Genomic DNA, 23,434 nt, shown 5'->3' with positions numbered 1-23,434 from the left:
GTAAAACATTCACCTCAGTGTATTGGCAGAACGTCTACTTACCAGCAGGGTGGCTAAAAGAGGTTGCCCGGATACAGGGCTTTGCCGGTGTTCGCGGGACAAGCCCGCCCACAGTGATCGCACCAGCTTTCAGACTTTGTGCAAGACAGTTGCTCCCACAGGGATTGCGCATGCCTTGAGGTAAGCACTGACCCTGTGGAAGCGGGTTTACCCGCGAAGAAGCCGGCACAAGCAGCACAAGAAAGCTGCTCCCATGCATTCGGCTTGCCGGCGATGGACTGCGAAGCAGCCCCAGGCAGTATTGATCAGAACGCCGTACTAACGGTCAACGACAGGTTACGCGGGTCACCATAAATCGCCCCGGCATAGAACCCGTACTGGGTGTAGTAGTGCTTGTCGAACAGGTTGTTGGCGTTAACGCTGACGCTGGTGTCGTCGGTCAGCTGGTACTTGGCCATGGCATTCCAGATGGCATAACCGGACCAGTTCACGTCGGTAGCACCGTTGCTCACACCATTGGTGGGCTGGCCAGCCGGGCTGGAGATGGCGCGGATGTTGGTTTGCGCGGTCACACCGGCACCCAGGGTCAGGCGGTCGAGCGGGCCGCTGAGGCGGTAGGTGGTCGAGGCCTTGAACAGGTGCGATGGATCACTGCGACCGTCGCTGTCGACGCGGCGCAAGTGCAGGTAGGTGTAGCCGGCATAGACGTTCCAGTTGGGGGTCAGGGCGCCCGCGACTTCCAGGTCGATACCGTCGGTTTCCTGGCCGGAACCGGCCTTGTAGGCGTTGCCACCGGTCGGGGTGGTCAGGTCGCCGTCCAGCACCGCCTTGTTTTCCTGCTTGGTGCGGAAGTACGCCGCAGAGGCGTTCAGGCGGCCGTCGAACCACTCGCCCTTGATACCGGTTTCGTAGCTTTGACCACGAATCGGCTCCACCTTGCTGCCGCTGCTGGTTTCAGACGTTTGCGGGGTGAAGATGTCGGTATAGCTGGCGTACAGCGAGTAGTTGTCGTTGAGGTCGTACACCGCACCCAGGTAGGGGGTGACGATGCCGTTTTCTTCCTGGCTGCTACGTGCACCGGCCACGCTGCGGGTGACAGAGGAATAGTTGCTGGTGCGCACGCCGACGATCACCGACAGCGGGTCGGTGATGCTCAGGCGAGTGGCAGCGTACATGCCCTGCAAGCGCGTGGTGGTCTTGCTGTGGCGGCCGGTGCGTGAGGCGATGATGTCGTAGTCGTCATCCACGCCATTGCGCCAGTCGGTCAGCGGGAAGCCATTGTTGGCGCGGAACTGGCAGCCCAATGCAGGCGCGCTGGCCGTGCCGCCGCCAACCATGGTGCAGGTGTACTCCGGCGACCAGCCCACGGTGCGGCTGTCGTTGTAGCCGACCATGGCCTGATGGGTGCGGCCGAACAGCTGGAACGGGCCGGACAGGTCGATCTGGGCCGACTGCTGGGTGGTGTCGCTGGAGCTGTGCAGGCCGTTGAGCACGGCGCCGCTGCCGTCCTGGTCCCAGTAGCCGCCATAGGTGCCGCGTCCGGCCGAGTTGACCTTGGCCAGGCCACGGTGGTTCAGGGCTTCGGTAGTGGCCTGGGCGGCTTTCAGGTCCAGTGTCCAGTCGTTGTCGAAGCGGTGTTCCAGCGAACCGAACGCGGTGCGGGTGGTGTACTCGCCAAAGCTCCAGCTGGGTACCACGTTGGTGCTGCGTGGCAGGTCGGTCTTGCTGCCGTCGCGGTACCAGATCGGGATGTTTGCGCCCCAGCCGCCGCCTACCACCTTGTTGTACTCGTACTGGTAGCCGGCACCGAGGGTGGTGGCGTCGTCCAGGTCGAATTCGAAGTTGGCCAGTGCGGCGCGGGAACGCTCGGACTGGTTGTCGCGGAACGAGTTGGCGTCCTGCTGGGTCATCACGAAGCGCGAACGCAGGCGGCCGTCTTCGGACAGCGGCAGGTTGAGGTCGGCGCCCAGGCGGCGTTTGTCCCAACTGCCGTAGGTGGCGTAGGCGCTGCCGCCGAAGGTTTTGGTGGGGGCCTTGCGTATCAGGTTGACGGTGGCCGAGGGGTCGCCGGTGCCGCCCAGCAGGCCGTTGGCGCCGCGCACGATGTCGATGCGCTCGTACAGGTCCATGTTCAGCGCGTTGCCGCTGCCGCTGAAGTCGGAGCCGCCCTGGGTCTGCAGGCCATCGACCTTCCAGTTGCTGATCGAGTAACCACGGGCACGGTAGTCGGTACGCCCACCCACTTCGGACTTGTTGGCCGTTACACCCGGCGTGGTTTCCAGCGCTTGCTCGATGGTGTGGATGTCGCGGTCATCCATCTGCTGGCGGGTGATGGTGGTGACCGACTGTGGCGTTTGTCGCGGCGTCAGCGCCAGGCCGGTGGAGCTGCGGGTGCTCTCGACTGTGTAGCCCAGTTGGCCCGCATCGTCGGCGGGTAGCAACGCGCTGTCTTCGATCTGCGTGGCGTCCAGCTCTAGGGGTTCACTGTCGGCCGCCATGGCACCACCGCTAATGGCGACGGCGACGAAGAAGGCCAGCGGCTTGATGCGGCTACCGCTTCGGCTGATGGGGGTGAAAGCTTGCGGGATGCTCATGGGATTCATTTGGGAAGGCTTCGTATTTGCAGATGATTTTTTGTTAGGATTCTAGGGATCGGCCCTCCGGGCTCCAGACCCGACATGTACGGGGATGTAATTGAAGGTAACGAGCGCCACAGGCCCTCACCAAACAGGTGTTTTTCCGCATGAGCACGACCCTGCTGGTTGTCGACGATGACGACGAGATCCGCGAACTTCTTTGTGATTACCTGACCGATGCCGGCTACCACGTGCTGGCGGCTGTCGACGGCGAGCAAATGCGCGACCAGCTGGCCCGGCACAAAGTGGAGCTGGTGGTGCTCGACCTGATGCTGCCGGGCGAAGAGGGCCTTAGCTTGTGCCGCCAGTTGCAAGCCACCCCGGGGCTGGCGGTGATCATGCTGTCGGCCAAGGGCAGCACCCTGGACCGCATCATCGGCCTGGAAGTAGGCGCCGACGACTACCTGGCCAAGCCTTTCGAGCCGCGTGAGCTGATCGCCCGGATCAAGGCCGTGCTGCGGCGCCCGCAACGGCTGGAGCCCTCTGTCGAAGCGCCTGCCGTGGTCGATGCCCAACTGTTCGCGGGCTTCCGGCTGGAACATGTGAAGCGCCTGCTCACCCGCCCCGACGGCGAAACCCTGACCCTGCCACGCTCCGACTACCGCGTGCTGCGCGAACTGCTGGAAGCCAACAACCGGGTGGTTTCGCGCGACCAGCTGACCCGCAGTGCGTTCGGCCGCGACCACCTGCCCGATGACCGCTCGGTGGACATGTGCGTCAGCCGCCTGCGCCAACACCTGCGCCGTGCACCGACAGGTGCCGCGCAAATACTCACCATCCGCAATGAAGGCTACCTGCTGAGTATCGCCAGTAACGTGGCGGATGCCTGACATGCGCTGGCTTCGCCGCCTGTGGCCACGTACCTTGTTTGGCCAACTGCTGCTAATCATGGTCAGCGGTACGTTGGTGATCCAGCTGATGTCGAGCAGTATCTGGTTCGATGTGCGTTTCGCCCAGGTACTCGAAGCCCCCATTCGGTTGATCGCCGCACGCAGTGCACCGCTCATTGCCCAGGCCGACTGCCCCGCTGGCACGTTGCAGGTCCCCCCCCACTACCACCTGCGTTGCAGCGAAACCTTGCCCACACCAGCGCATGACGAGCGCCGCGGGCGCAGGCGTGTGGAGCTGTTGCTGCATCAGGCCCTCAAATACGAACTGGGGCATGCTCAGGACGTGCGCCTGATAAAGGTGCAGCTTACCGATGAGCTGGGCCAGCCAATCGTCTGGCGCAGCCTGTTCGGGCTGCGCACGGCCCAGGCGCATATCCAGTTCGCGGTGCCGTTGGCAGACGGCCATTGGCTGACCATCGACGGCCAGGAACTGCAAGGCTGGAGCGGCGAGTCGGCCTGGGTGCTGATCAGCGATTACCTGTTGCGGGTGTATGCACTGCGCATCGTCGCGGTGTTGCTGGTGTGCCTGATAGCCGTACGCCTGTGCTTGCGCCCCTTGCGGCGCTTGGCCGATGCCGCACGTGGCCTGGGTAGCAACCTTGAGCAAGCGCCTTTGGCACTGGATGGCCCGGAGGAAGTGCGCCAGGCTGCCCAGGCCTTCAATGCCATGCAGCAACGCCTGATTGCCATGGTCAACGACAAGGCCTATTTCCTGGCCGCCGTGTCTCACGACCTGCGTACCCCGCTGACCCGCATGCGCCTGCGCCTGGAGCGCCTGCCCGACGATGAGCACCGACAGCGTCTGCGGCAGAACATAACGCAGATGGACGACATGATCGGCCAGGTACTCGACTACCTGCGCGCAGGGGAGCAGTTGAACCTGCAGCTAGTGGACCTGGACCGGCTGGTGGCACGCCAGTGCGCCGAACTGGCTACCCCTGAAGAACCGCTACCGGTGCATGGCCAAGCGGGTCATTCACAACTCGATGCCCTGCTGCTGCAGCGCTGCCTGCAGAACTTGTTGGTGAATGCACTGCGATACGCCAAGGACGTTTCGGTCACACTGGAACGGGCTACCACGGGGGTGTTCATCCATATCGATGACCGTGGGCCAGGGATTGCGCCAGCGCTGCTAGCGACCATCACCGACCCGTTCGTGCGCGGTGAAGGGTCGCGGAACCAGGCATCCGGTGGGTATGGGTTGGGGTTGAGCATTGCCCAACGGATTGCCAACAGCCATGGGGGGGAGCTGATGCTGGCAAATCGTGAAGGCGGTGGGTTGCGGGTCAGCATACTGCTGCCCATCTAAAGGCAGACGCGGTCTTACAGGGGACCGCGAACGCTCTGGAATACGCAATCAGGTAACAGTCTTTTACCGATTACCCAGGTTTTCCCCTGCCCGCCTTTGCCTATCCTATGCCCGGTCATCCTGACTGCGATGGACCCATGAAACGCTCTCTGCCCAGCCGCTACGCCTGCCTCGCCATCTGCCTGTTGTTCACCTTCGCCAGCCTGCCACTGCTGCCCCAGCATGCCTGGCTCTGGCCACTAACGCTGATCACCGCACTGCTCAGCCTGGTCGGGCTGAACGACCTGCGCCAGAGCCACCACGCCGTGCGCCGCAACTACCCGATTCTGGGCAACATCCGCTACCTGATCGAAACCATCCGCCCGGAAATCCGCCAGTACCTGATCGAGGGTGACGACGACAAACTGCCGTTCTCCCGCTCGCAGCGCTCGCTGGTGTACGCCCGCGCCAAGAACGAAAGCGCCGAGAAAGCCTTCGGCACGCTCAACGACGCCTACAAGCCCGGCTTCGAGTTCATCAGCCATTCCATGCTGCCAGTGGCTACGCCAGACCCGGCATCGTTCCGCATCGCCATTGGCGGGCCGCAATGCCGCCTGCCTTACTCGGCCTCGATCTTCAACATCTCGGCCATGAGCTTCGGCGCACTCAGCGCCAACGCCATCGCCGCCCTTAACCGGGGTGCGCGCATGGGCCGTTTTGCCCATGACACCGGCGAAGGCAGCATCAGCCCGTACCACCGCGAACATGGCGGTGATCTGATCTGGGAGATCGGCAGCGGCTACTTCGGTTGCCGCACCGAGGACGGCCGCTTCGACCCTCGACGCTTCGCCGAACAAGCCCGCTCGCCGCAAGTGAAGATGATCGAGATCAAGCTCAGCCAAGGTGCTAAACCAGGCCACGGCGGCATCTTGCCAGGGCACAAGGTCAGCCCCGAAATTGCCGAGACCCGTGGTGTGCGCGTAGGCGAGGACTGCATCTCGCCGGCAGCGCACAGCGCCTTCCGCACACCAGTGGAATTGCTGCAGTTCGTTGCCAGCCTGCGTGAGCTGTCGGGTGGCAAACCCGTCGGCTTCAAGTTTTGCCTGGGCCACCCGTGGGAATTCATGGGCATCGCCAAGGCCATGCTGGCCACCGGCATCACCCCGGACTTCATCGTCGTGGATGGCAAGGAAGGCGGTACCGGCGCGGCACCTCGCGAGTTCAGCGACAATATGGGCGTGCCCATGCGTGAAGGCCTGATGTTCGTGCACAACACCCTGGTCGGCCTGAACCTGCGCTCCAGCATTCGCATTGGTGCGGCGGGCAAGATCGTCAGTGCCTTCGACATCGCCAGCGTACTGGCCATCGGCGCGGACTGGGTCAATTCAGCACGTGGCTTCATGTTCGCCATTGGTTGCATCCAGTCGCAGAGCTGCCACACCAACAAATGCCCGACCGGCGTGGCCACGCAAGACCCGCTGCGCCAGCGCGCCCTGGTGGTGCCAGACAAGGCCGAACGGGTAGCCAGCTTCCACCGCAACACACTGCATGCACTGGCCGAAATGCTGGCGGCGGCAGGTCTGGAACACCCCTCGGAGCTCAAGCCCAAGCACCTGGCACGGCGCATCAGCTCCAGCGAAATCGGGCTTTTCTCGGACCTGCACACCTTCCTCAAGCCGGGCGAATTGCTCAGTGGCTCGATTGAAAGCGAGTTCTATGCGCGGATGTGGCAGATGGCACGCAGTGACAGTTTTGCACCAGAAAGTGCAGACGTGATGTCCGCAGTGGCAAAACCCGTGCGGCGGAAAGAAACAGCCCCGGCATAAGCCAGGGCTGTTGATACATCAGAACAGGATCAGAAGATGCTGATCGGGTATTCAACGAATACGCGGACTTCGTTGCCGTCGTCGTTGTAACCGTTCTGCTGCACGGCGTTGTTGGTACGCACGAACGAGCTACGCAGCTTGATGGACAGGTCCTTGGCCGGGCCGTCCTGCACCACGTAACGGATCTGGTTGAAGATCTCGCGCTCTTTACCTTCGCCGAAGCCCTGCGGGTTGGCGACGTTGCGGGTGTTGATGTTGTCACCCACGACGTAGGCCAGCTTGTAGGTCAGACCCGGGATGCCGTAGGCACCGAAGTCCAGGCCATAGCCCAGCTGCCAGGAGCGCTCGTCTTCGGCGTTGAAGTCAGACCAGTACGAGTTGGCCAGGTAGATGGTCGAACCACCGTCACCCACGCCACCGGCGTTCTGGTAGAAGCCGTAGTTGTAGCCAGTGCTGCCGGTGCTGCGCTGGTGGGCGAGGGTGAACGAGTGTGCACCGTACGCGTAAGTGGCAGCCAGGCTCCAGATGGTGTTGGAGTCGCCGTTCAGGCCGGCAGCCTGGACGTACTGCTTGTCGATGTCCGACTTGTAGCCGTTGAAGTCCAGGGTCAGGGACTGGTCGCTGGCAATCGGGAAGACGTAGTTCAAGCCCAGGTAGTGCTTCTTCATCACGTCTTCGTTGTCGGCGGTGTACAGCGAAGCGGTGAAGTTGTCGGTGAACTTGTAGCTACCACCGAAGACGTTGATCGACTTCAGGCCACCACCGTCACGGCGCTCGGCACTTTTGCGCGCTTCCTGGGTGAAGCGACCGGCGTTCAGTTCCAGGCCCTGGATCTCTTTGGAGGTGATCAGGGTACCGGTGAAGCTTTCTGGCAGCAGACGCGCGTCGTCGTATTGCAGCACTGGCAGGGCCGGCATCTGGTCACCGTACTTCAGCACGGTGTTGGAGATGCGGAATTTCACTGCTGCACCGGCGCGGGCCAGGTTGTGCGGCGAGCTGGCGTTGCCTTCGGCGTTGGTGGTTTCGTGCGGCTTGAAGAAGTCGACGCCGCCGCCACCGTTGTGGCCTTTGCCGCCATCAAGGCGAACAGCGTACAGGCCGAATGCATCGACGCCGACGCCAACGGTGCCCTGGGTGAAACCGGAGTTGAAGGTGCCGATGAACGCCTGGCCCCATTCGATCTGGTCGTCGGTGCCGTGCTTCTTGTCGCGGTTGATGTAGGCGTTGCGCAGAAGGACGTTGGCGTGGCTGTCCTCGATGAAGCCCTTGCTGTCGGCCTGGTCATTGGCCTGTGCCTGGGTCGCGGCGATCATCGCCAGGGCGACCAGGCTGATCCTGGTTTTCAACATGTTGTTTTCCTTATTTCTTAATCAAAAACGCTCTGCACTATGACGCCAGGAACCAACGCCCCTTCGTAGGTTCGACGCTATGCGGATCCAGCCTGGCGGGCCTGCCGGTAAGTACACGGCGGCCCTTGGCAGCAGCTTGGCCAAGATCATGGCCAGCAGGCGTTGGCCGAATCCTAGCCGTGTGCGATTACAAATGTCAAAAACTCGTGAAATACAGGTTGATATAACCAAAATGACCGGTAGGTCTGGTGCATTTTCACGCCTCTTTGCGCTATCAGTGGGCAATTTATCTTGTGCCGGAAAAGGCCTTTTGATCGAACGGACAAATTCCCTGCGAAGGGTGATTTCGCAGCAGAGGAACCCGTTACAAAAAGACACATATGTAAAGACAAGCCTTTACAAATACCCAAGCAAGAGCAAATAGCAAGCATTACCATTCGCACCTCTTTTTTCACCTGCCCGGTCCGGATGTGCCCATGCTTGTACCCTGCCGCCTTTCCCCCCTCACGCTTGGCCTGTCGCTGCTGTTCAGCGCCAGCCTGGCCAGTGCCGCCACCACCACGCTGCCGGAGTCGTCGGTTACCGCCGACAGCGAGCGCGAGAAGGACAACCCGCGTGTCAAAGAGGTAAGCACCGCCACCCGAACCTCAACGCCAGTGCGTTACGTGCCTCAGGCAATCGACACGGTGAAAACCGCCAACGTGCTGGACTACGGCAGTAACACCCTGGGCAAGGCGCTGGAAGGCATCCCCAACGTCAGCAGTGGCGCCGACACCCGTTTCGACAGCGTGCGCATTCGTGGCTTCGAGGCCAGCAACGACTTCTACCTGGACGGCATTCGCGACGACAGCCAGTACATCCGCGACTTGCACAACATCGAGCGGGTCGAGGTACTGAAAGGGCCAGCGGCAGTGCTGTATGGCCGTGGCAGCCAGGGCGGTATCGTCAACCGGGTCAGCAAGGCGCCAGAACCTGGCCGCCGCTCGACCATCGAAGCACAGGCCGGCAGCGAAGACCTGCGCAGCCTGTATGCCGACCTCAGCACCGACCCCAGCGACACCGTCAGCCTGCGCCTGAACATGGGCAACCAGGACAACAACAGCTTCCGCGACGGGATCGACGGCAGCCGCCAGCTGTTCGCCCCGTCGATCAGCTGGCAGATCAACCCCGACCTGAACTGGCTGGTGCAGTACGAATACAGCCGGTACAACCGCACGCCCGACCGTGGCATCCCCGGGGTCAACGGTCGCCCGGCCGACGTCAGCCGCGGTACCACGTACGGCGACCAGCGCGACTACATCGATGACCGCGCCCAGTCCCTGCGCTCACGCCTGAACTACCAGCTGAACGAAACCTGGCAGCTGCGCCACACCCTGGGTCTGTTCAAGCTCGACAGTGAGTTCGACAACACCTATGTCACGGGCTACAACCCCGGCACCCATATCCTGACCCGCCAGCGCTGGCAGCAGGACCTGAATACCCGCAACCTGTTCAACAACCTGGAGGCTGAGGGCGACTTCGATACCTTGGGGCTGGAGCACAAGTTGCTGCTGGGCCTGGAGATCGGTAACCAGAAGCGTGACCCGGTGCTGTATACCGCCGGTAGTCAGCCACTTCCGGGCTTGGGCAAACCCGGCAGCAACCAGCAGCACAATGGCAAGCTGGTGCTGTCGAGTGACAATCACACCGTGGTCGATAGCCGTGGCCTTTACCTGCAAGACCAGATCCGTCTGAACGATCAATGGCAAATCCTGGCTGGCGTGCGCTTCGACCGGTTCGACGTGAAAACCACCAACAAGGATGGCATAAGCGAACCGCAGGACAGCAACGGCACCAGCCCGCGCCTGGGCGTGGTCTACACGCCATGGCGTGACCATTCGTTCTACGCCTCGTGGAGCAAGACCTTCTCGCCGGTGGGCGGCGGCCTGATCGGCATCACCCCGAATGCACCGGGCAACGGCAACGACGCCAAGCCGGAAGAGACTCGCCAGAAAGAAATCGGGGTGAAAAGCGACTGGCTCGACCAACGCCTGACCACCACCCTGGCCGTCTACGAGCTGGAACTGTACAACCGCCGCACCCGCGATCCGGAAAACCCTAACAACATCCTGCTCAGCGGCTTGCAGCGTTCACGCGGCATCGAGTTGACCGCCACCGGCAACATCGCCGGCAACTGGTATGTACGCGGCGGCATCGGCCTGCAGGACGCCATCATCGTCAAGGACAACAACGGCCAGGAAGGAAACCGCATCAACGATGTGGCCAAGCGCAATGGCAGCCTGTTCATCACCTGGAAACCGGAACTGGGCTGGTATGCCGAAACCGGGCTGACGTTGGTGGGTGAACGTTACGCGGACAACCAGAACACCACGGTGCTGCCGGGGTATGGCCGCTGGGATGCGCTGGCGGGGTACCGCACCCATGACTGGGATGTGCGGGCGGCGTTGAGCAACATTGCCGACAAGACCTACTACAGCTCGGCGACCAGTGCTGCGCAGATCATGGTGGGGGATCCACGCAGCCTGGTGGTGACGGGTAGTTACAGCTTCTGATCTTAAACCTGTGCCGGCCTCTTCGCGGGCGCGCCCGCGAAGAGGCCGGCACAGGTTTAAGCGATCGATCAGTGCCACACCCCCATCAACGCCTGCATTTCTGCATCGCTGATCAGCCCCTGGGGGTAGCGCCCTGCAAGCAGCCGTTGTGGGTCGGTCGTCCTGACCTTGTTGCTTCCATGGTGCTTCAACCACTTCGCAACCCGCTTGAGCGATTGGTGATTCACTGCCGATGGGCGCAATGCCGACTCACTTGCTGCGTTCATTTCTACACGTACTCCCTGGCCCGTGAACGGCAAATTTACGTAAGTATTGTTACAGCTCCGAGAGCGCGGCCTGGCCGGGCTATCCGTTTGGCTATCCATTTGGCTATCCATTTGAAAACAATACAAAACCTATGCCAGCACGGACCTCCGAACGTCGCCCGAAAAAAAGGCCCGTACATGACGGGCCTCTTCATTCGCGCCGCGCTCAGCGCTTGACCGGCGCCGGCTGCTGCTGGGTCAGGCAGTGAATGTTGCCACCGCCCAACAACAGCTCACGACCCGGGATCATCACCACCTCGTGGTCGGGGAAGATCTTCGCCAGGATCGCCCTGGCTTCGGCATCCGCCGGGTCATCGAAGCTTGGCGCGATGATGCCCCCGTTGACGATCAGGAAGTTCACATACGAACCGGCCAGGCGCACCGACGGGTCACGCTCCTGGCTGCCAGCCACGTGATCGACACCGGCACATTCTTCAGCCGTGGCGAACAGCGGGCCTGGAATCGGCATTTTATGCACGATGAACTCACGGCCCTTGGCGTCACGGGTGTTCTTCAACACCTCCATGGCCGCGTGGCAGCGCGCATAGTTGGGGTCGTTGGAATCATCGGTCCAGGCCAGTAACACTTCACCTGGGCGCACGTAACAGCAGAAGTTGTCGACGTGGCCGTCGGTTTCATCGTTGTACAGGCCATCCGGCAGCCACACCACAGTGTCGACCGCCAGCTGGTCGCGCAGCACCGCTTCGATCTGCTCGCGGTTCAGGTGCGGGTTGCGGTTACGGTTGAGCAGGCATTCCTCGGTGGTGATCACGGTGCCTTCGCCGTCCACGTGAATCGAGCCGCCCTCAAGCACGAAGCCTTCGGTGTGGTAGCGCTGGCAGCGCTCCATCTCCAGCACTTTGGCGGCCAGTTCCTCGTCACGGTTCCAGGGTGCATACAGGCCGCCATCGAAGCCGCCCCAGGCATTGAAGCCCCAGTCCACACCACGCACCTCACCCTGGTCGTTGATGACGAAGGTCGGGCCGGTATCACGCACCCAGGCGTCATCGTTGCTGATTTCAACCACACGAATGTTCGGCTGGTCGAGCTGGCGGCGGGCATTTTCGTACTGGCCGGCAGAGGCTGCCACGGTCACAGGCTCGAAGCGGGCAATGGCCTTGGCCAAGGTGACGTGGGCTGCCTGGGCAGGCTTACCGCCCAGGCGCCAGTTGTCCGGGCGCTCCGGCCAGACCATCCACACCTGGGTTTGCGGGGCCCATTCGGCGGGCATGTGGAAACCATCGGCACGGGGCGTGGTGTTGAGGGTTTTCATGGGTGACCTCTGTGATGGCCCTGAGCCGGACTGTGCTGGGGCGTTTGTGAATTTATAACCGATATATATCGACATTTAAAGCCCGGCAGTCGGGACATTTCCGCTGAAATGACAAATTTGTATCGATAACAATCGAACCTAATTTGCCCATGTCTGGTGCCGATAACAGCCTGACGTCTACCATAGCCACACCTTATGCACCCTGTTACAGCTCCCGGCGGAAAAATCCGGCGGGGCCGACTAGGGTCAATACTTGGGCAACGGGCCAGCGAGCCGCTATGAACATCATTCCTACTGCAATCCCTGAAGTACTGATCATCGAGCCGAAGGTTTTCGGTGACAGCCGTGGTTTTTTCTTCGAAGCATTCAACGCGCGTGAGTTCGCACGGCAAACCGGCGTGAATGCCGAATTCGTCCAGGACAACCACTCACGCTCCATCAAGGGCGTACTGCGCGGGCTGCATTACCAGGTAAAAAACACCCAAGGCAAACTGGTGCGCGTAGTGCAGGGGGAAATCCGTGATATCGCCGTGGACGTGCGCAAAAGCTCGCCAACGTTCGGCCAATGGGTCGCCGTGCACCTGTCGGCCGACAATCACCGTCAACTGTGGATTCCACCCGGCTTCGCCCATGGCTTTGCAGTAATGAGCGAGTCGGCCGAGTTTCTCTACAAGACCACCGACTACTACAACCCGGACGCCGACCGCTGCATCCGCTGGGACGACCCACAATTGGCAATCAACTGGGGGCTGCAGCAACCGCCGGTGTTATCAGACAAGGACAAGGTCGGCCTGCCACTGGCAGAGGCGGAACTGCTGCCTTAACTAGCGCATAATTGCGCCAGACTTTTCTGGCGCATTTACGTGATGATTGCAAAACCCACGCCCCCACGCCGTCCCCGCTGGCGCAGCCTGGCCCTGTTGGCCCTGTGTCTGACCCCGCTCCTGTGGCCCCTGCACCACCTGGCCGAGCGTTACTACCAGGATGAGCTGGCCTCGCAGAACCGCCAGACCCTCGACCTGTACGTCGCCAACCTGCTCGGCACCCTGCACCGTTATGAGACCCTGCCACAAATCCTTGGCGACCTGCCGGCGCTGCGGGGTGTACTGGCCGACCCGTTCCGCCTGGAAGCAGTAACCAACGCCAACCGACTACTCAAGGACATCGTGCAGCAGACCGGCGCCGAGGTGATGTACCTGATGGACATCAGCGGCAACACCCTGGCCGCCTCCAACTGGGACAAGCACGACAGCTTCGTCGGCCGCAATTTCGCCTTCCGCCCCTACTTCAACGAAGCCATGGCCGGCCACTTGGGCCGTTTTTTCGGCCAGGGCACCACCTCGGCCAAACGCGGCTACTTCTTTGCCGCCGCCGTGCGGGACCGTGAGCGTGTCGTTGGCGTGCTGGTGGTGAAGGTTGACCTCGACCACACCGAGACCCTCTGGGGCCGCACCCCCGAGCAGCTGTTGCTGACCGACCACAATGGCGTGGTCATCCTCACCTCGCGGCCTGACTGGCGCTTCCGCGCTACCCGTGTGCTGACCGAAGCCGAACGCCAGGCCATCATCGCCATCCAGCCCTACCCGACCCAGGCACCGCAACCGCTGGTGCTCAACCCGCAAGCCTGGATCACCCAGACCCGCGATATCAAGGAAACCGGCTGGCAAGTGAGCATTCTCGCCCCTCGCCTACTGGTCGACCGTTCGGTACAGACGGTAATGGCCATCGGCGCAGGCACCCTGCTGGTGGTGATGCTGTTGGCCGGGCTGGTGATGCAGCGGCGCCGCCACTACATCGACCGTATCGACTTCGAGGCCCGTGGCCGCCAGCAGCTGGAAAAGCGTGTGGCCGAACGTACTGCCGACCTCGAAGGCCTCAACTCCCGCCTCAAAAGCGCCGTGCTGGAGCGCGAGAACGCCCAGCAGGAAGCGGTGCGTGCCCAGGACGAACTGGTGCAGGCCGGCAAGCTGTCGGTTCTCGGCACCATGTCGGCCAGCATCAGCCATGAGCTGAACCAGCCATTGGCGGCCATTCGCAGCTACGCGGAAAACGCCGAGATCCTGCTCGACCACCAACGCACCGAAGACGCCCGCGACAACCTCAAGCTGATTGGCGAACTGACTGGGCGTATGGCCTCGATCATCGCCCACCTGCGTGCCTTCGCCCGCCGCGACCGGCACGCCCCGGAGAGCGTAGCCCTGCAGCCTGCTCTGGACGATGCCCTGGCGCTGCTGGCCAAGCGCCGCCGGGCCATGGCCGTGGAACTGATCCGCGACCTGCCCGAGGCCACCTTGTGGGTACAAGCCGGCGAAACCCGCCTGCGTCAGGTATTGGGCAACCTGCTGGCCAACGCCCTCGACGCCCTGACCGAAAAAGCCAACCCGCGCCGCTTGTGGCTAAGTGCCGAGCAACGCGATGACTGCGTCTACCTGTACATCCGCGACAACGGCCCTGGCTTCAGCCGCCAGGCCCTGGAGCACGCCAAGGAGCCATTCTTCACCACCAAGACCCGCACCCAGGGCCTGGGCCTGGGCCTGGCCATCTGTGAAAGCCTGATGCGTGCCCTGGGCGGTGAACTGCTGCTGGCCAACCACCCGGAAGGGGGCGCGCTGCTGACCTTGCAGCTGCGCGTGGCCGCGCCTGGCGCTACTTTGCCCAATTCGGAGGACACCTCGGCATGACCACCGAGACACTGATCGACAACCGAGCCCAGGTCATCCTGGTCGACGATGACCCGCACCTGCGCCAGGCACTGAGCCAGACCCTGGACCTGGCCGGCCTCAAGGTGGTCGCCCTGGCCGATGCCCAAGGCCTGGCCGACCGTATCGAGGCCGATTGGCCCGGCGTGGTGGTCAGCGACATTCGCATGCCCGGCATCGATGGCTTGCAACTGCTGGAGCAATTGCATGGCCGCGACAGTGAGCTACCGGTGCTGCTGATTACCGGCCACGGCGATGTACCGCTGGCGGTGCAGGCGATGCGCGCCGGGGCTTATGACTTTCTGGAAAAACCCTTTGCCACAGACGCCCTGCTCGACAGCGTACGCCGCGCCCTGGCGCTGCGCCGCCTGGTGCTGGACAACCGCAGCCTGCGCCTGGCGCTGAGCGACCGCCAGCAACTGGCCACCCGGCTGGTAGGCCATTCGCCGTCCATGCTGCGCCTGCGCGAACAAATCGGCGCCTTGGCCGGTACCCGCGCCGATGTGCTGATTTTGGGTGAAACCGGCGCAGGCAAGGAAGTAGTGGCCCGCGCCCTGCACGATCTGTCCAGCCGCCGCGAGGGGCCGTTCGTGGCAATCAATGCCGGCGCGCTGGCCGAGTCGGTGGTCGAGAGCGAACTGTTCGGCCATGAGCCGGGCGCATTCACCGGCGCGCAGAAACGCCGCATCGGCAAGTTCGAGTTTGCCAACGGCGGCACGCTGTTCCTCGACGAAATCGAGAGCATGAGCCTGGATGTGCAGGTAAAGCTGCTGCGCATGCTGCAAGAGCGGGTAGTCGAACGCCTGGGCGGCAACCAGTTGATCCCGCTGGACATCCGCATCATCGCCGCGACCAAGGAAGACCTGCGCCAGTCTGCCGACCAAGGCCGCTTCCGCGCTGACCTGTACTACCGCCTGAACGTGGCACCGCTGCGTATTCCACCGCTGCGCGAACGCGGCGACGACATTCTGGTGCTGTTCCAGCACTTCGCCGACGCTGCCAGCCAGCGTCATGGCCTGCCACCGCACACCCTGCAACCAGCCCAGCGCGCCGTGCTGCTGCGCCACGACTGGCCAGGCAATGTACGCGAGCTGCAGAACGCGGCCGAACGCTTCGCCCTTGGCCTGGAACTGGCCCTGGACGGTCAGGCGCCACCGGCAGCAGTACCCGCAGCACCAGCGCTGATTGGCAACCTGAGCGAACAGGTCGAGCAGTTCGAACGCTCGCTGATCGCTGCCGAACTGGCCCAGCCACACAGCTCCATGCGCAGCCTGGCCGAGGCGCTGGGCATCCCCCGCAAGACCCTGCACGACAAGCTGCGCAAGCACGGTTTGAGCTTTGACGGCGGCAGCGGCGGGCATGACGACCATGAGGACAACCGTTGATGAACACCGATAGCCAATACCTGCAGTCCGTCCTGCACGGCGACATCCCCCTGACCCGCGAAATGGGGCTGGAAGTACTCGACTGGCAGCAGCACACCCTGCGCCTGCAATTGCCACTGGCGGCCAACGTCAACCACAAGAGCACCATGTTCGGCGGCAGCTTGTACTGCGCCGCGGTGCTGGCGGGTTGGGGCTGGCTGCACCTGCGCCTACGTGAGCTGGGGATCGATGACGGGCATATCGTCATCCAGGAGGGGCAGATCAGTTACCCGCTGCCGGTTACCGGCGCAGCGGTGGCGCGCTGCACGGCGCCGGATGAGAAAACCTGGGAGCGGTTCGTGAACATGTACCAGCGTCGCGGGCGGGCGCGGTTGACGCTGGAGACCACGGTGAGCAATGTCGGCAGTGACGAGCCTGCCGTGAAATTCAGCGGCCAGTACGTGTTGCACCGCTAACGCGGATCCCTTTGGGAGCGGGTTTACCCGCGAACACCGGCGAAGCCGGTGCCGTGCACTGCGCTGGATTCTTCGCGGGTGAACCCGCTCCTACAGGGTAGGGTGATACGCGTCAGATCAGCTTCAGGAAGGCCTGGCGCCACGTAGCATTGGCCGGCAATGCCAGGAAATACGGATTCAGCAGCGAATCCCGCGCCGGGTAGCGGAACGGCAAGCCATCCAACCCGATCACTTCGCCGCCAGCCCCTTCCACCACCCCCTGCGCCGCAGCAGTATCCCACTGCGACGTCGGCGCCAGGCGCGGATAACAATCGGCGCTGCCCTCAGCCAACAGGCAGAATTTCAACGAGCTGCCAATATTGGCCAACTCGAGTTCACCCACAGCGGCACCCAGCCCGGCCAACAGCGCCTCCTGCTCCGGACTGGAATGCCGACGGCTGGCCACCACGGTAAAGCGCTCGCCCTGTGCCGGTGCGTTGCGCACCTGGATAGGCTGGGCAACCTCACCGGCCTCCGCACGCCAAGCCCCCAAACCGCGCCCACCAAAGTAGCAGCGCCCATTGGTCGGCATCGACACTACGCCAAACACCACCTCGCTGTTTTCAACCAAGGCGATGTTGACCGTGAACTCCTCACTGCCCGCGATGAATTCCTTGGTGCCGTCCAGCGGGTCGACCAGCCACCAGCGGCTCCAGCCCTGGCGCTCGGCCAGCGGAATGTTGCAGTCTTCTTCGGACAACACCGGAATGTGCGGGGCCAGCGCCAACAGGCCATCGGCAATTACCCGGTGCGCTGCCAGATCGGCGGCGGTTACCGGCGAGTCATCAGCCTTGTTGGTAACCGCAACATCGGCGCGCCAGAACGGCAGGATCGCCTCGCCCGCCATCAGCGCCAGCTTGACCACTTCATGCATCAGTTGCAGGTCGTTCATAGCTCCAGCAGCCCCCGCTGAATCAGCAGGTCACGCGCCAGGTACAGCGCCGCCAAGGCGCGTCCTTCGGTGAACTGCGGGTGCATGGCGAATGCCGACAGCTCGCGCAGGTTGACCTTGTCGACCCGCATCGGCTCTGGCTCGTCGCCTTCCAGGCGTTCTTCGTACAGGTCGCTGGCCAACACCACCTGGATCTTCTGGCTCATGTAGCCCGGCGACAGCGACAGCTCGGTCAGATGCTCCAGCTGACGTGCGCCAAAACCGGCTTCTTCCTTGAGTTCCCGGTCGGCGGCCGCCAGCACGTCTTCGCCCGGTTCGATCAGGCCTTTGGGCAACGACAGCTCGTATTCATCGGTGCCGCCACAGTACTCCTCCACCAGCACGGCGTGTTCGGCGTCGAGCATGGCCACAATCATCACCGCCCCGTAGCCGTTGCCCCGGCCTACCAAACGCTCGTAGGTACGCTCATTGCCATTGCTGAAGCGCAATTGCACGGCTTCGACGCGGAACAGGCGGCTGCTGGCGACGATTTCGCGGCTGAGGACGGTGGGTTTCTGGCGCATGGGGCGGCTCCTTGGCGTGAACGGGTTACTATACCGTGGCTTGCCGACTGAACGAGAGTTTCCCATGCCTGTTCTTCCCTGGTCTGCCATCGATACCGTCCTGCTGGACATGGACGGCACCCTGCTCGACCTGCACTACGACAACCGCTTCTGGCTGGAGCACCTGCCCCAACGCTATGCCGAGCTGCACGGAGTAAGCCGGGCCATGGCGGAAATGGAGCTGCAGCCGCTGTTCGAACGCAATGCCGGCACGCTGAACTGGTATTGCCTGGACTTCTGGAGCCGCGAGTTGCGCCTGCCGATTCGCGAGCTGAAGCAGGAAATCGCCGACCTGATTGCCCTGCGGCCGGATGCCGACACTTTCCTGGCGGCGATTCGCCAAGCCGGCAAGCGGGTGGTGATGATTACCAATGCGCATCGTGATTCTTTGTCGCTGAAACTGGAGCGGGTAGAGCTGGCGCCGTATTTCGAGCGGCTGATCAGCTCGCACGATTATGGCTACCCGAAAGAGAGCCCGCAGTTCTGGGATGCGTTGCAGGCGGATATCGGTTTTGATCCGGAGCGCAGCCTGTTTATCGATGACACGTTGGCGATTTTGCGCAGTGCGCGGCGGTTTGGTGTGGGGCATTTGTTGGCGGTGCGCCAGCCGGATAGCCAGGCTGGGCCACGGGATACCGAGGAATTTGCAGCGGTCGAGGATTACCGGGAATTGTTGGTCGGCCTGTGAGGGCCTCTTGGGGGGCAAGCCCGCGAACAGGCCCTCACAGGCAGTAGAGATCACTCAGGAATACGCAGCACCTGCCCCGGATAGATTTTGTCCGGGTGTTTGAGCATCGGCTTATTGGCCTCGAAAATCTTGTTGTACTGGTTGGCATTGCCGTAAACCACCACCGAGATGGCCGACAGCGTGTCGCCCTTCTTCACCGTAACGAACCTGGCCGCCGCCACCACCGGCCCGGTCACGGTAATCTGGTCCTCCACACTGGCTACTCCATTGATATTGCCCGCCGCCAGAATGATCTTCTCCTTCTCCTCCTGGCTGGCCACCTCACCCTTGAGGATAATCTTGTCACCCTCTACAGTGGCACTGATGTTCGGGTTGCCCAGGCCAACCTTGGCCACGTGCTCTTTGAGCTGATCCTCGGCATTGGCATTACCGGGGGTCAGCAGGTCGATCAACTTCTCGCCGGCTTCCTTCACGAAACTGAACAGGCTCATTGCGTTCTCCTTGTTGACGAAACCTCGGACACACGAGTCTAGGCCAGCTTTTCCACTCCCGCCCCTGTGCGACCAATCGACGCGGTCTATCACGGCATAGACCCTAGCGATTAGACGCCGCCGGCCCGCAAGCCTAGGCTTGTGCTATCAGAAAGCCGCCGGTATTCAACACCCCCGATGAACAGCAAACCTCCGGTCTGCGCGGCCTCATCGCCCTTGTCCATGCCCGCCGCCAGCAACACCTACGATTACGTTCAGCTCAGTGACGCCAAACGTGACAGCACGCCGCTGGCCGAAGAAGTAGCCTTGGCCATCGTCTACAACGGCCTCAACCAGGCAGTGATGCTGGTCAGCCCCACCGACCTGGAAGACTTTGCCGTCGGTTTCAGCGTTGGCAGCGGCATTGTCGAAGGCACGGCAGAAATCTACGACCTGAAGCTCTCTGGCAGCGGTTCGGCGATGTATGCCGACCTGGAAATCTCCAGCCGGGCCTTCTGGAACCTGAAAAACCAGCGCCGCCAACTGGCAGGCACCAGTGGTTGCGGCCTGTGTGGGGTCGAAGCGCTGGAGCAGGCCCTGCCGGACCTGGCCGTACTGCCCGGTGCGCCCTTGCCCCCGGCCCAGTGGCTGGCCGGCCTGCGTGAGCGTATCGATGCCTTCCAGCCGTTGGGCCAGCATTGCGGCGCCGTACATGCAGCGCTGTTCATGGACCGCCATGGCGAATTGCTGCTCGGCCGCGAAGACATCGGCCGGCACAACGCCCTCGACAAGCTGATCGGCGCACTGCTGCGCCAAGGCATCGACAGCCAGGGCGGCCTGGCCATCGTCACCAGCCGCTGCAGCATGGAGCTGATCCAGAAGGTGCTGCGTGCCGGCATCCAGACCCTGGTCAGCCTGTCGGCGCCCACCGGCCTTGCCCTGCAATGGGCGCGCAAGCACAACCTCAACCTCATCCATTTGCCCAAGCACAGCGCACCGCGGGTCTACAGCCCAGCGGCGGAGTCGTAACAGCCGTGACCTCGTACCAGCCCCTTCCGGACAACGCCCCAGCCTCCAACCCTCGCTACAAGCCCTACCACGGCCCCGCCGGTGGCTGGGGTGCACTGCGCAGCGTGGCCAAGGCCTGGGTCGGCAGCGACAACGCGCTAAAGAACATTCGCGCCCTGCTCAAAACCAACCAGAATGGCGGCTTCGACTGCCCCGGCTGCGCCTGGGGCGACTCGCCGGAAAGCGGCATGGTCAAGTTCTGCGAAAACGGCGCCAAGGCGGTGAACTGGGAGGCGACCAAGCGCCGCGTGGATGCGGCCTTCTTTGCCCGCTATAGCGTCACGTCGCTGCTACAACAGAGCGACTACTGGCTGGAATACCAAGGCCGTTTGACCGAGCCAATGGTCTACGACGCCCCCAGCGATCGCTACCAACCCATCAGCTGGGATGCTGCCTTCGCCCTGATCGCCCGCGAGCTGAACAAACTGGCCACCCCTGACCAGGCCGAGTTCTATACCTCGGGGCGCGCCAGCAACGAAGCGGCCTACCTGTACCAGCTTTTCGTGCGTGCTTACGGCACCAACAACTTCCCCGACTGCTCGAACATGTGCCACGAAGCCAGTGGCGTTGCCCTGGGGCAGAGCGTCGGGGTCGGCAAGGGCACCGTCACCTTCGACGACTTCGAGCATGCCGATGCGATTTTCGTCTGGGGCCAGAACCCGGGCACCAACCACCCACGCATGCTCGACCCGCTGCGCGATGCGGTGAAGCGTGGCGCCCAGGTGGTGTGCATCAACCCGCTCAAGGAACGTGGCCTGGAGCGTTTCCAGCACCCGCAAAACCCGCTGGAGATGCTCACCAACAGCGACCGGCCGACCAACACCGCCTTCTTCCGCCCGGCGCTGGGCGGCGACATGGCGATGCTGCGTGGCATGGCCAAGTTCGTCCTGCAGTGGGAACGCGAGGCCCAGGCCAAAGGCGAGCCGGCCGTGTTCGACCATGCCTTTATCGCCGAACATGGCCACGGCGTCGACGAGTACCTGGCAGTGGTGGATGCCACACCATGGGAACACATCCAGGCACAGTCTGGCCTGACACTGGCGGATATCGAGCTGGCTGCGCGCATGTACTGCCGCGGCAAACGGGTGATCATGTGCTGGGCGATGGGCATCACCCAGCACCGCCACTCGGTGCCGACCATCCAGGAAATCGTCAACCTGCAGATGCTGCGCGGCAACATTGGCGCACCAGGCGCAGGCCTGTGCCCGGTACGCGGGCACAGCAACGTGCAGGGTGACCGCACCATGGGCATCAACGAACGCCCACCGGTCGCGCTGCTGGATGCCATCGAGAAACGCTTCGGCTTCCCCGTACCGCGGCACAACGGCCACAACACCGTCGAAGCGATCCACGCCATGCTGGATGGCCGATCCAAGGTATTCATCGGTCTTGGCGGCAACTTCGCCCAAGCCACGCCAGACACCGAACGTACCGCCCAGGCGCTGCGAAATTGCGAACTGACCGTGCACATCAGCACCAAGCTCAACCGCAGCCACCTGGTGCATGGCAAGCAGGCGCTGATCCTGCCGTGCCTTGGCCGCACCGACATCGACCTGCAAGCCGACGGGCCGCAGGCTGTCACGGTGGAAGACTCGTTCAGCATGGTCCATGCCTCAAACGGGCAACTGAAGCCTCTGTCCTCACAGATGCGCTCGGAACCGGCAGTGGTAGCCGGCATTGCCGCTGCCACCTTGGGCAAGCAACCGGTGGACTGGCACTGGTTGGTGGCCGACTACGACCGTATTCGCGACCTGATCGGCGATACCATCGCGGGCTTCAGTCATTTCAACCAGCGCCTGCAACACCCCGGCGGCTTCTACCTGGGTAACAGCGCCGCCAGCCGCGAGTGGAAGACCAGCACCGGCCGCGCCAACTTCAAGGCCAACCTGCTGCCGGATACGTTGCTCGACGAGCGCGTGCGCGCCAGCGGCCAACTGCCGGATCTGATCATGCAATCGATGCGTTCGCACGATCAGTACAACACCACCATCTACGGCCTGGACGACCGCTATCGTGGTGTGCGCGGCCAGCGCGAGGTACTGTTTGCCAACGAAGCCGACATCATCCGCCTGGGCTTCCAGCCGGGGCAGAAAGTGGACATCGTCTCGTTGTGGGGGGATGAGCATGTGCGCCGGGTGCAGGGCTTCACCCTGCTGGCCTTCGATATCCCGGCCGGACAGGCGGCGGCGTACTACCCCGAGGTGAACCCGCTGGTGCCGCTGGAGAGTATTGGCGATGGCAGCCATACGCCAACCTCGAAGTTCATCGCCATCAAACTGGAGCGGGCGCTGGACGGCGGGCGTATCCTGTAAAAACGAAAAAAGCCCTGTTCCGTAACGGTTCAGGGCTTTGTCATAAAGGTCTCAGACAGCCGAAAATCGATAAAGTTTCACAGCAAATACAGTAACTTAGAGAATTGTGTACAACTCGTGTTACTCGTCGGATTTCCATTGCCAGCCACGCTCGATAGCCTCACATTCGCCTCGTCATCCTTATGAGGCTCTCTTGATGAAGAAGTACTCCTCGATTCTGTTGTTGTCTTTTAGCTTGCTCAGCGGCGTGGCCATGGCAGGCGGCACCACCGAGGCCGGCATTGGCGGCGCATTGGGTGGGGTACTGGGCTCAGTGGTGGGCAACTCCATCGGTGGTAGCACCGGTGGCGCCATTGGTGCCGGTCTTGGCGGCGCAGCCGGCGGTGCCTTGGGCGCCGACAAGCGCCAGCGCGGTGAGGCCGCTATCGGCGGCGCACTGGGCGCTGCAGGCGGTAACGTGGTGGGGCGCTCGGTGGGCGGCACCACCGGTAGCTACATTGGCGCAGCAGCCGGCGGTGGTGCCGGTGGCGCACTGGGTAACTACATGGGCAAGGAGGCCGACAGGGACGACTACCACGATGGCCGCCGTTACCGTCGTGGCTACGACGACGACCGTCGCCACTGGGACCGTGGGCACCACTACGGCCACCGCAAGCACAAGCGCCACTGGCGCGACTAATGCCTGAGGGCCTCGCCCCGGCAACA

Annotated in this window: 19 protein-coding genes; 12 read left to right on the top strand and 7 right to left on the bottom strand. The window is 62.8% G+C overall.

All coding sequences use genetic code 11. From position 1 onward, the window contains the following. Positions 1-305: 305 nt before the first annotated feature. The gene (locus tag B9A31_RS19080) at positions 306-2,603 is read right to left on the bottom strand and encodes a TonB-dependent siderophore receptor (RefSeq protein ID WP_027615948.1); all 2,298 of its coding nucleotides are present in this window, start codon (positions 2,601-2,603) and stop codon (positions 306-308) included. Between the two features lie 140 nt (positions 2,604-2,743). On the opposite strand from B9A31_RS19080, the gene B9A31_RS19075 reads away from it, so the two are divergent. The 3 genes from B9A31_RS19075 to B9A31_RS19065 all read left to right on the top strand — a co-directional run bounded on the left by B9A31_RS19075 (position 2,744) and on the right by B9A31_RS19065 (position 6,640). Then, complete coding sequence (locus B9A31_RS19075) at positions 2,744-3,466, top strand: response regulator (protein WP_084297263.1); 723 nt, start codon at positions 2,744-2,746, stop codon at positions 3,464-3,466. A 1-nt stretch (position 3,467) separates the two neighbouring features. After that, the gene (locus B9A31_RS19070) at positions 3,468-4,835 is read left to right on the top strand and encodes an ATP-binding protein (RefSeq protein WP_027610168.1); all 1,368 of its coding nucleotides are present in this window, start codon (positions 3,468-3,470) and stop codon (positions 4,833-4,835) included. 137 nt (positions 4,836-4,972) lie between these two features. Beyond that, positions 4,973-6,640, top strand: coding sequence for an FMN-binding glutamate synthase family protein (locus B9A31_RS19065; protein ID WP_084297262.1), 1,668 nt, complete (start codon positions 4,973-4,975; stop codon positions 6,638-6,640). A 29-nt stretch (positions 6,641-6,669) separates the two neighbouring features. Here the strand turns inward: B9A31_RS19065 and B9A31_RS19060 are convergent, their stop codons facing one another. Further along, on the bottom strand, positions 6,670-7,989 hold the full coding sequence (locus tag B9A31_RS19060; protein ID WP_016714482.1) for an OprD family porin: 1,320 nt from the start codon (positions 7,987-7,989) through the stop codon (positions 6,670-6,672). A gap of 476 nt (positions 7,990-8,465) precedes the next feature. Here B9A31_RS19060 and B9A31_RS19055 point away from each other — a divergent pair, with 476 nt between their 5' ends. Continuing rightward, complete coding sequence (locus tag B9A31_RS19055) at positions 8,466-10,541, top strand: TonB-dependent receptor (protein ID WP_084297261.1); 2,076 nt, start codon at positions 8,466-8,468, stop codon at positions 10,539-10,541. 68 nt (positions 10,542-10,609) lie between these two features. Here the strand turns inward: B9A31_RS19055 and B9A31_RS19050 are convergent, their stop codons facing one another. Continuing rightward, complete coding sequence (locus B9A31_RS19050) at positions 10,610-10,807, bottom strand: hypothetical protein (RefSeq protein ID WP_019096882.1); 198 nt, start codon at positions 10,805-10,807, stop codon at positions 10,610-10,612. 205 nt (positions 10,808-11,012) lie between these two features. Next, positions 11,013-12,119 carry an agmatine deiminase gene (aguA, locus tag B9A31_RS19045; RefSeq protein WP_019096883.1) on the bottom strand — a complete coding sequence of 369 codons (1,107 nt, stop codon included), beginning with the start codon at positions 12,117-12,119 and terminating at the stop codon, positions 11,013-11,015. Between the two features lie 278 nt (positions 12,120-12,397). Between aguA and rfbC the strand changes: the two genes are divergently transcribed. From rfbC to B9A31_RS19025, 4 genes are read left to right on the top strand one after another with little or no spacing between them, the layout of a single operon-like run. Next, positions 12,398-12,943 carry a dTDP-4-dehydrorhamnose 3,5-epimerase gene (gene rfbC, locus B9A31_RS19040; protein ID WP_019096884.1) on the top strand — a complete coding sequence of 182 codons (546 nt, stop codon included), beginning with the start codon at positions 12,398-12,400 and terminating at the stop codon, positions 12,941-12,943. Between the two features lie 42 nt (positions 12,944-12,985). Continuing rightward, positions 12,986-14,800, top strand: coding sequence for a sensor histidine kinase (locus B9A31_RS19035; RefSeq protein WP_084297260.1), 1,815 nt, complete (start codon positions 12,986-12,988; stop codon positions 14,798-14,800). Further along, positions 14,797-16,203, top strand: a complete 1,407-nt coding sequence (locus tag B9A31_RS19030; protein WP_016714476.1) for a sigma-54-dependent transcriptional regulator — start codon at positions 14,797-14,799, stop codon at positions 16,201-16,203. The genes B9A31_RS19035 and B9A31_RS19030 overlap by 4 nt, the downstream gene beginning before the upstream one ends. Beyond that, complete coding sequence (locus tag B9A31_RS19025) at positions 16,203-16,658, top strand: thioesterase domain-containing protein (RefSeq protein WP_019096886.1); 456 nt, start codon at positions 16,203-16,205, stop codon at positions 16,656-16,658. Before B9A31_RS19030 ends, B9A31_RS19025 begins: the two co-directional genes overlap by 1 nt. 112 nt (positions 16,659-16,770) lie before the next feature. Here the strand turns inward: B9A31_RS19025 and cysQ are convergent, their stop codons facing one another. Together cysQ and nudE are read right to left on the bottom strand one after the other, a co-directional pair. Next, positions 16,771-17,589, bottom strand: a complete 819-nt coding sequence (gene cysQ, locus B9A31_RS19020; RefSeq protein WP_019096887.1) for a 3'(2'),5'-bisphosphate nucleotidase CysQ — start codon at positions 17,587-17,589, stop codon at positions 16,771-16,773. Continuing rightward, on the bottom strand, positions 17,586-18,152 hold the full coding sequence (gene nudE, locus B9A31_RS19015; protein WP_016714473.1) for an ADP compounds hydrolase NudE: 567 nt from the start codon (positions 18,150-18,152) through the stop codon (positions 17,586-17,588). The genes cysQ and nudE overlap by 4 nt, the downstream gene beginning before the upstream one ends. A 64-nt stretch (positions 18,153-18,216) precedes the next feature. Between nudE and yrfG the strand changes: the two genes are divergently transcribed. Then, entirely contained in the window at positions 18,217-18,879 is a 663-nt protein-coding gene (gene yrfG, locus B9A31_RS19010) for a GMP/IMP nucleotidase (protein ID WP_084297259.1), read from the top strand. A 50-nt stretch (positions 18,880-18,929) separates the two neighbouring features. On the opposite strand, the gene lysM is transcribed toward yrfG, so the two are convergent. Further along, on the bottom strand, positions 18,930-19,370 hold the full coding sequence (gene lysM / locus B9A31_RS19005; protein ID WP_019096889.1) for a peptidoglycan-binding protein LysM: 441 nt from the start codon (positions 19,368-19,370) through the stop codon (positions 18,930-18,932). A gap of 177 nt (positions 19,371-19,547) precedes the next feature. On the opposite strand from lysM, the gene fdhD reads away from it, so the two are divergent. The 3 genes from fdhD to B9A31_RS18990 all read left to right on the top strand — a co-directional run bounded on the left by fdhD (position 19,548) and on the right by B9A31_RS18990 (position 23,408). Further along, the gene (gene fdhD / locus B9A31_RS19000; RefSeq protein ID WP_084297258.1) at positions 19,548-20,378 is read left to right on the top strand and encodes a formate dehydrogenase accessory sulfurtransferase FdhD; all 831 of its coding nucleotides are present in this window, start codon (positions 19,548-19,550) and stop codon (positions 20,376-20,378) included. A 5-nt stretch (positions 20,379-20,383) separates the two neighbouring features. Further along, positions 20,384-22,729, top strand: a complete 2,346-nt coding sequence (locus B9A31_RS18995; RefSeq protein WP_084297257.1) for an FdhF/YdeP family oxidoreductase — start codon at positions 20,384-20,386, stop codon at positions 22,727-22,729. Between the two features lie 196 nt (positions 22,730-22,925). Then, a complete protein-coding gene (locus B9A31_RS18990; protein ID WP_019096891.1) occupies positions 22,926-23,408 on the top strand; it encodes a glycine zipper domain-containing protein in 483 nt (160 codons plus the stop codon). The last annotated feature ends 26 nt before the right edge of the window (positions 23,409-23,434 follow it).

Origin of the sequence: Pseudomonas sp. URIL14HWK12:I5, from assembly GCF_900176445.1 — a bacterium.
Classification (GTDB): domain Bacteria; phylum Pseudomonadota; class Gammaproteobacteria; order Pseudomonadales; family Pseudomonadaceae; genus Aquipseudomonas; species Aquipseudomonas monteilii.
This window is presented reverse-complemented; position numbering and strand designations above follow the sequence as displayed.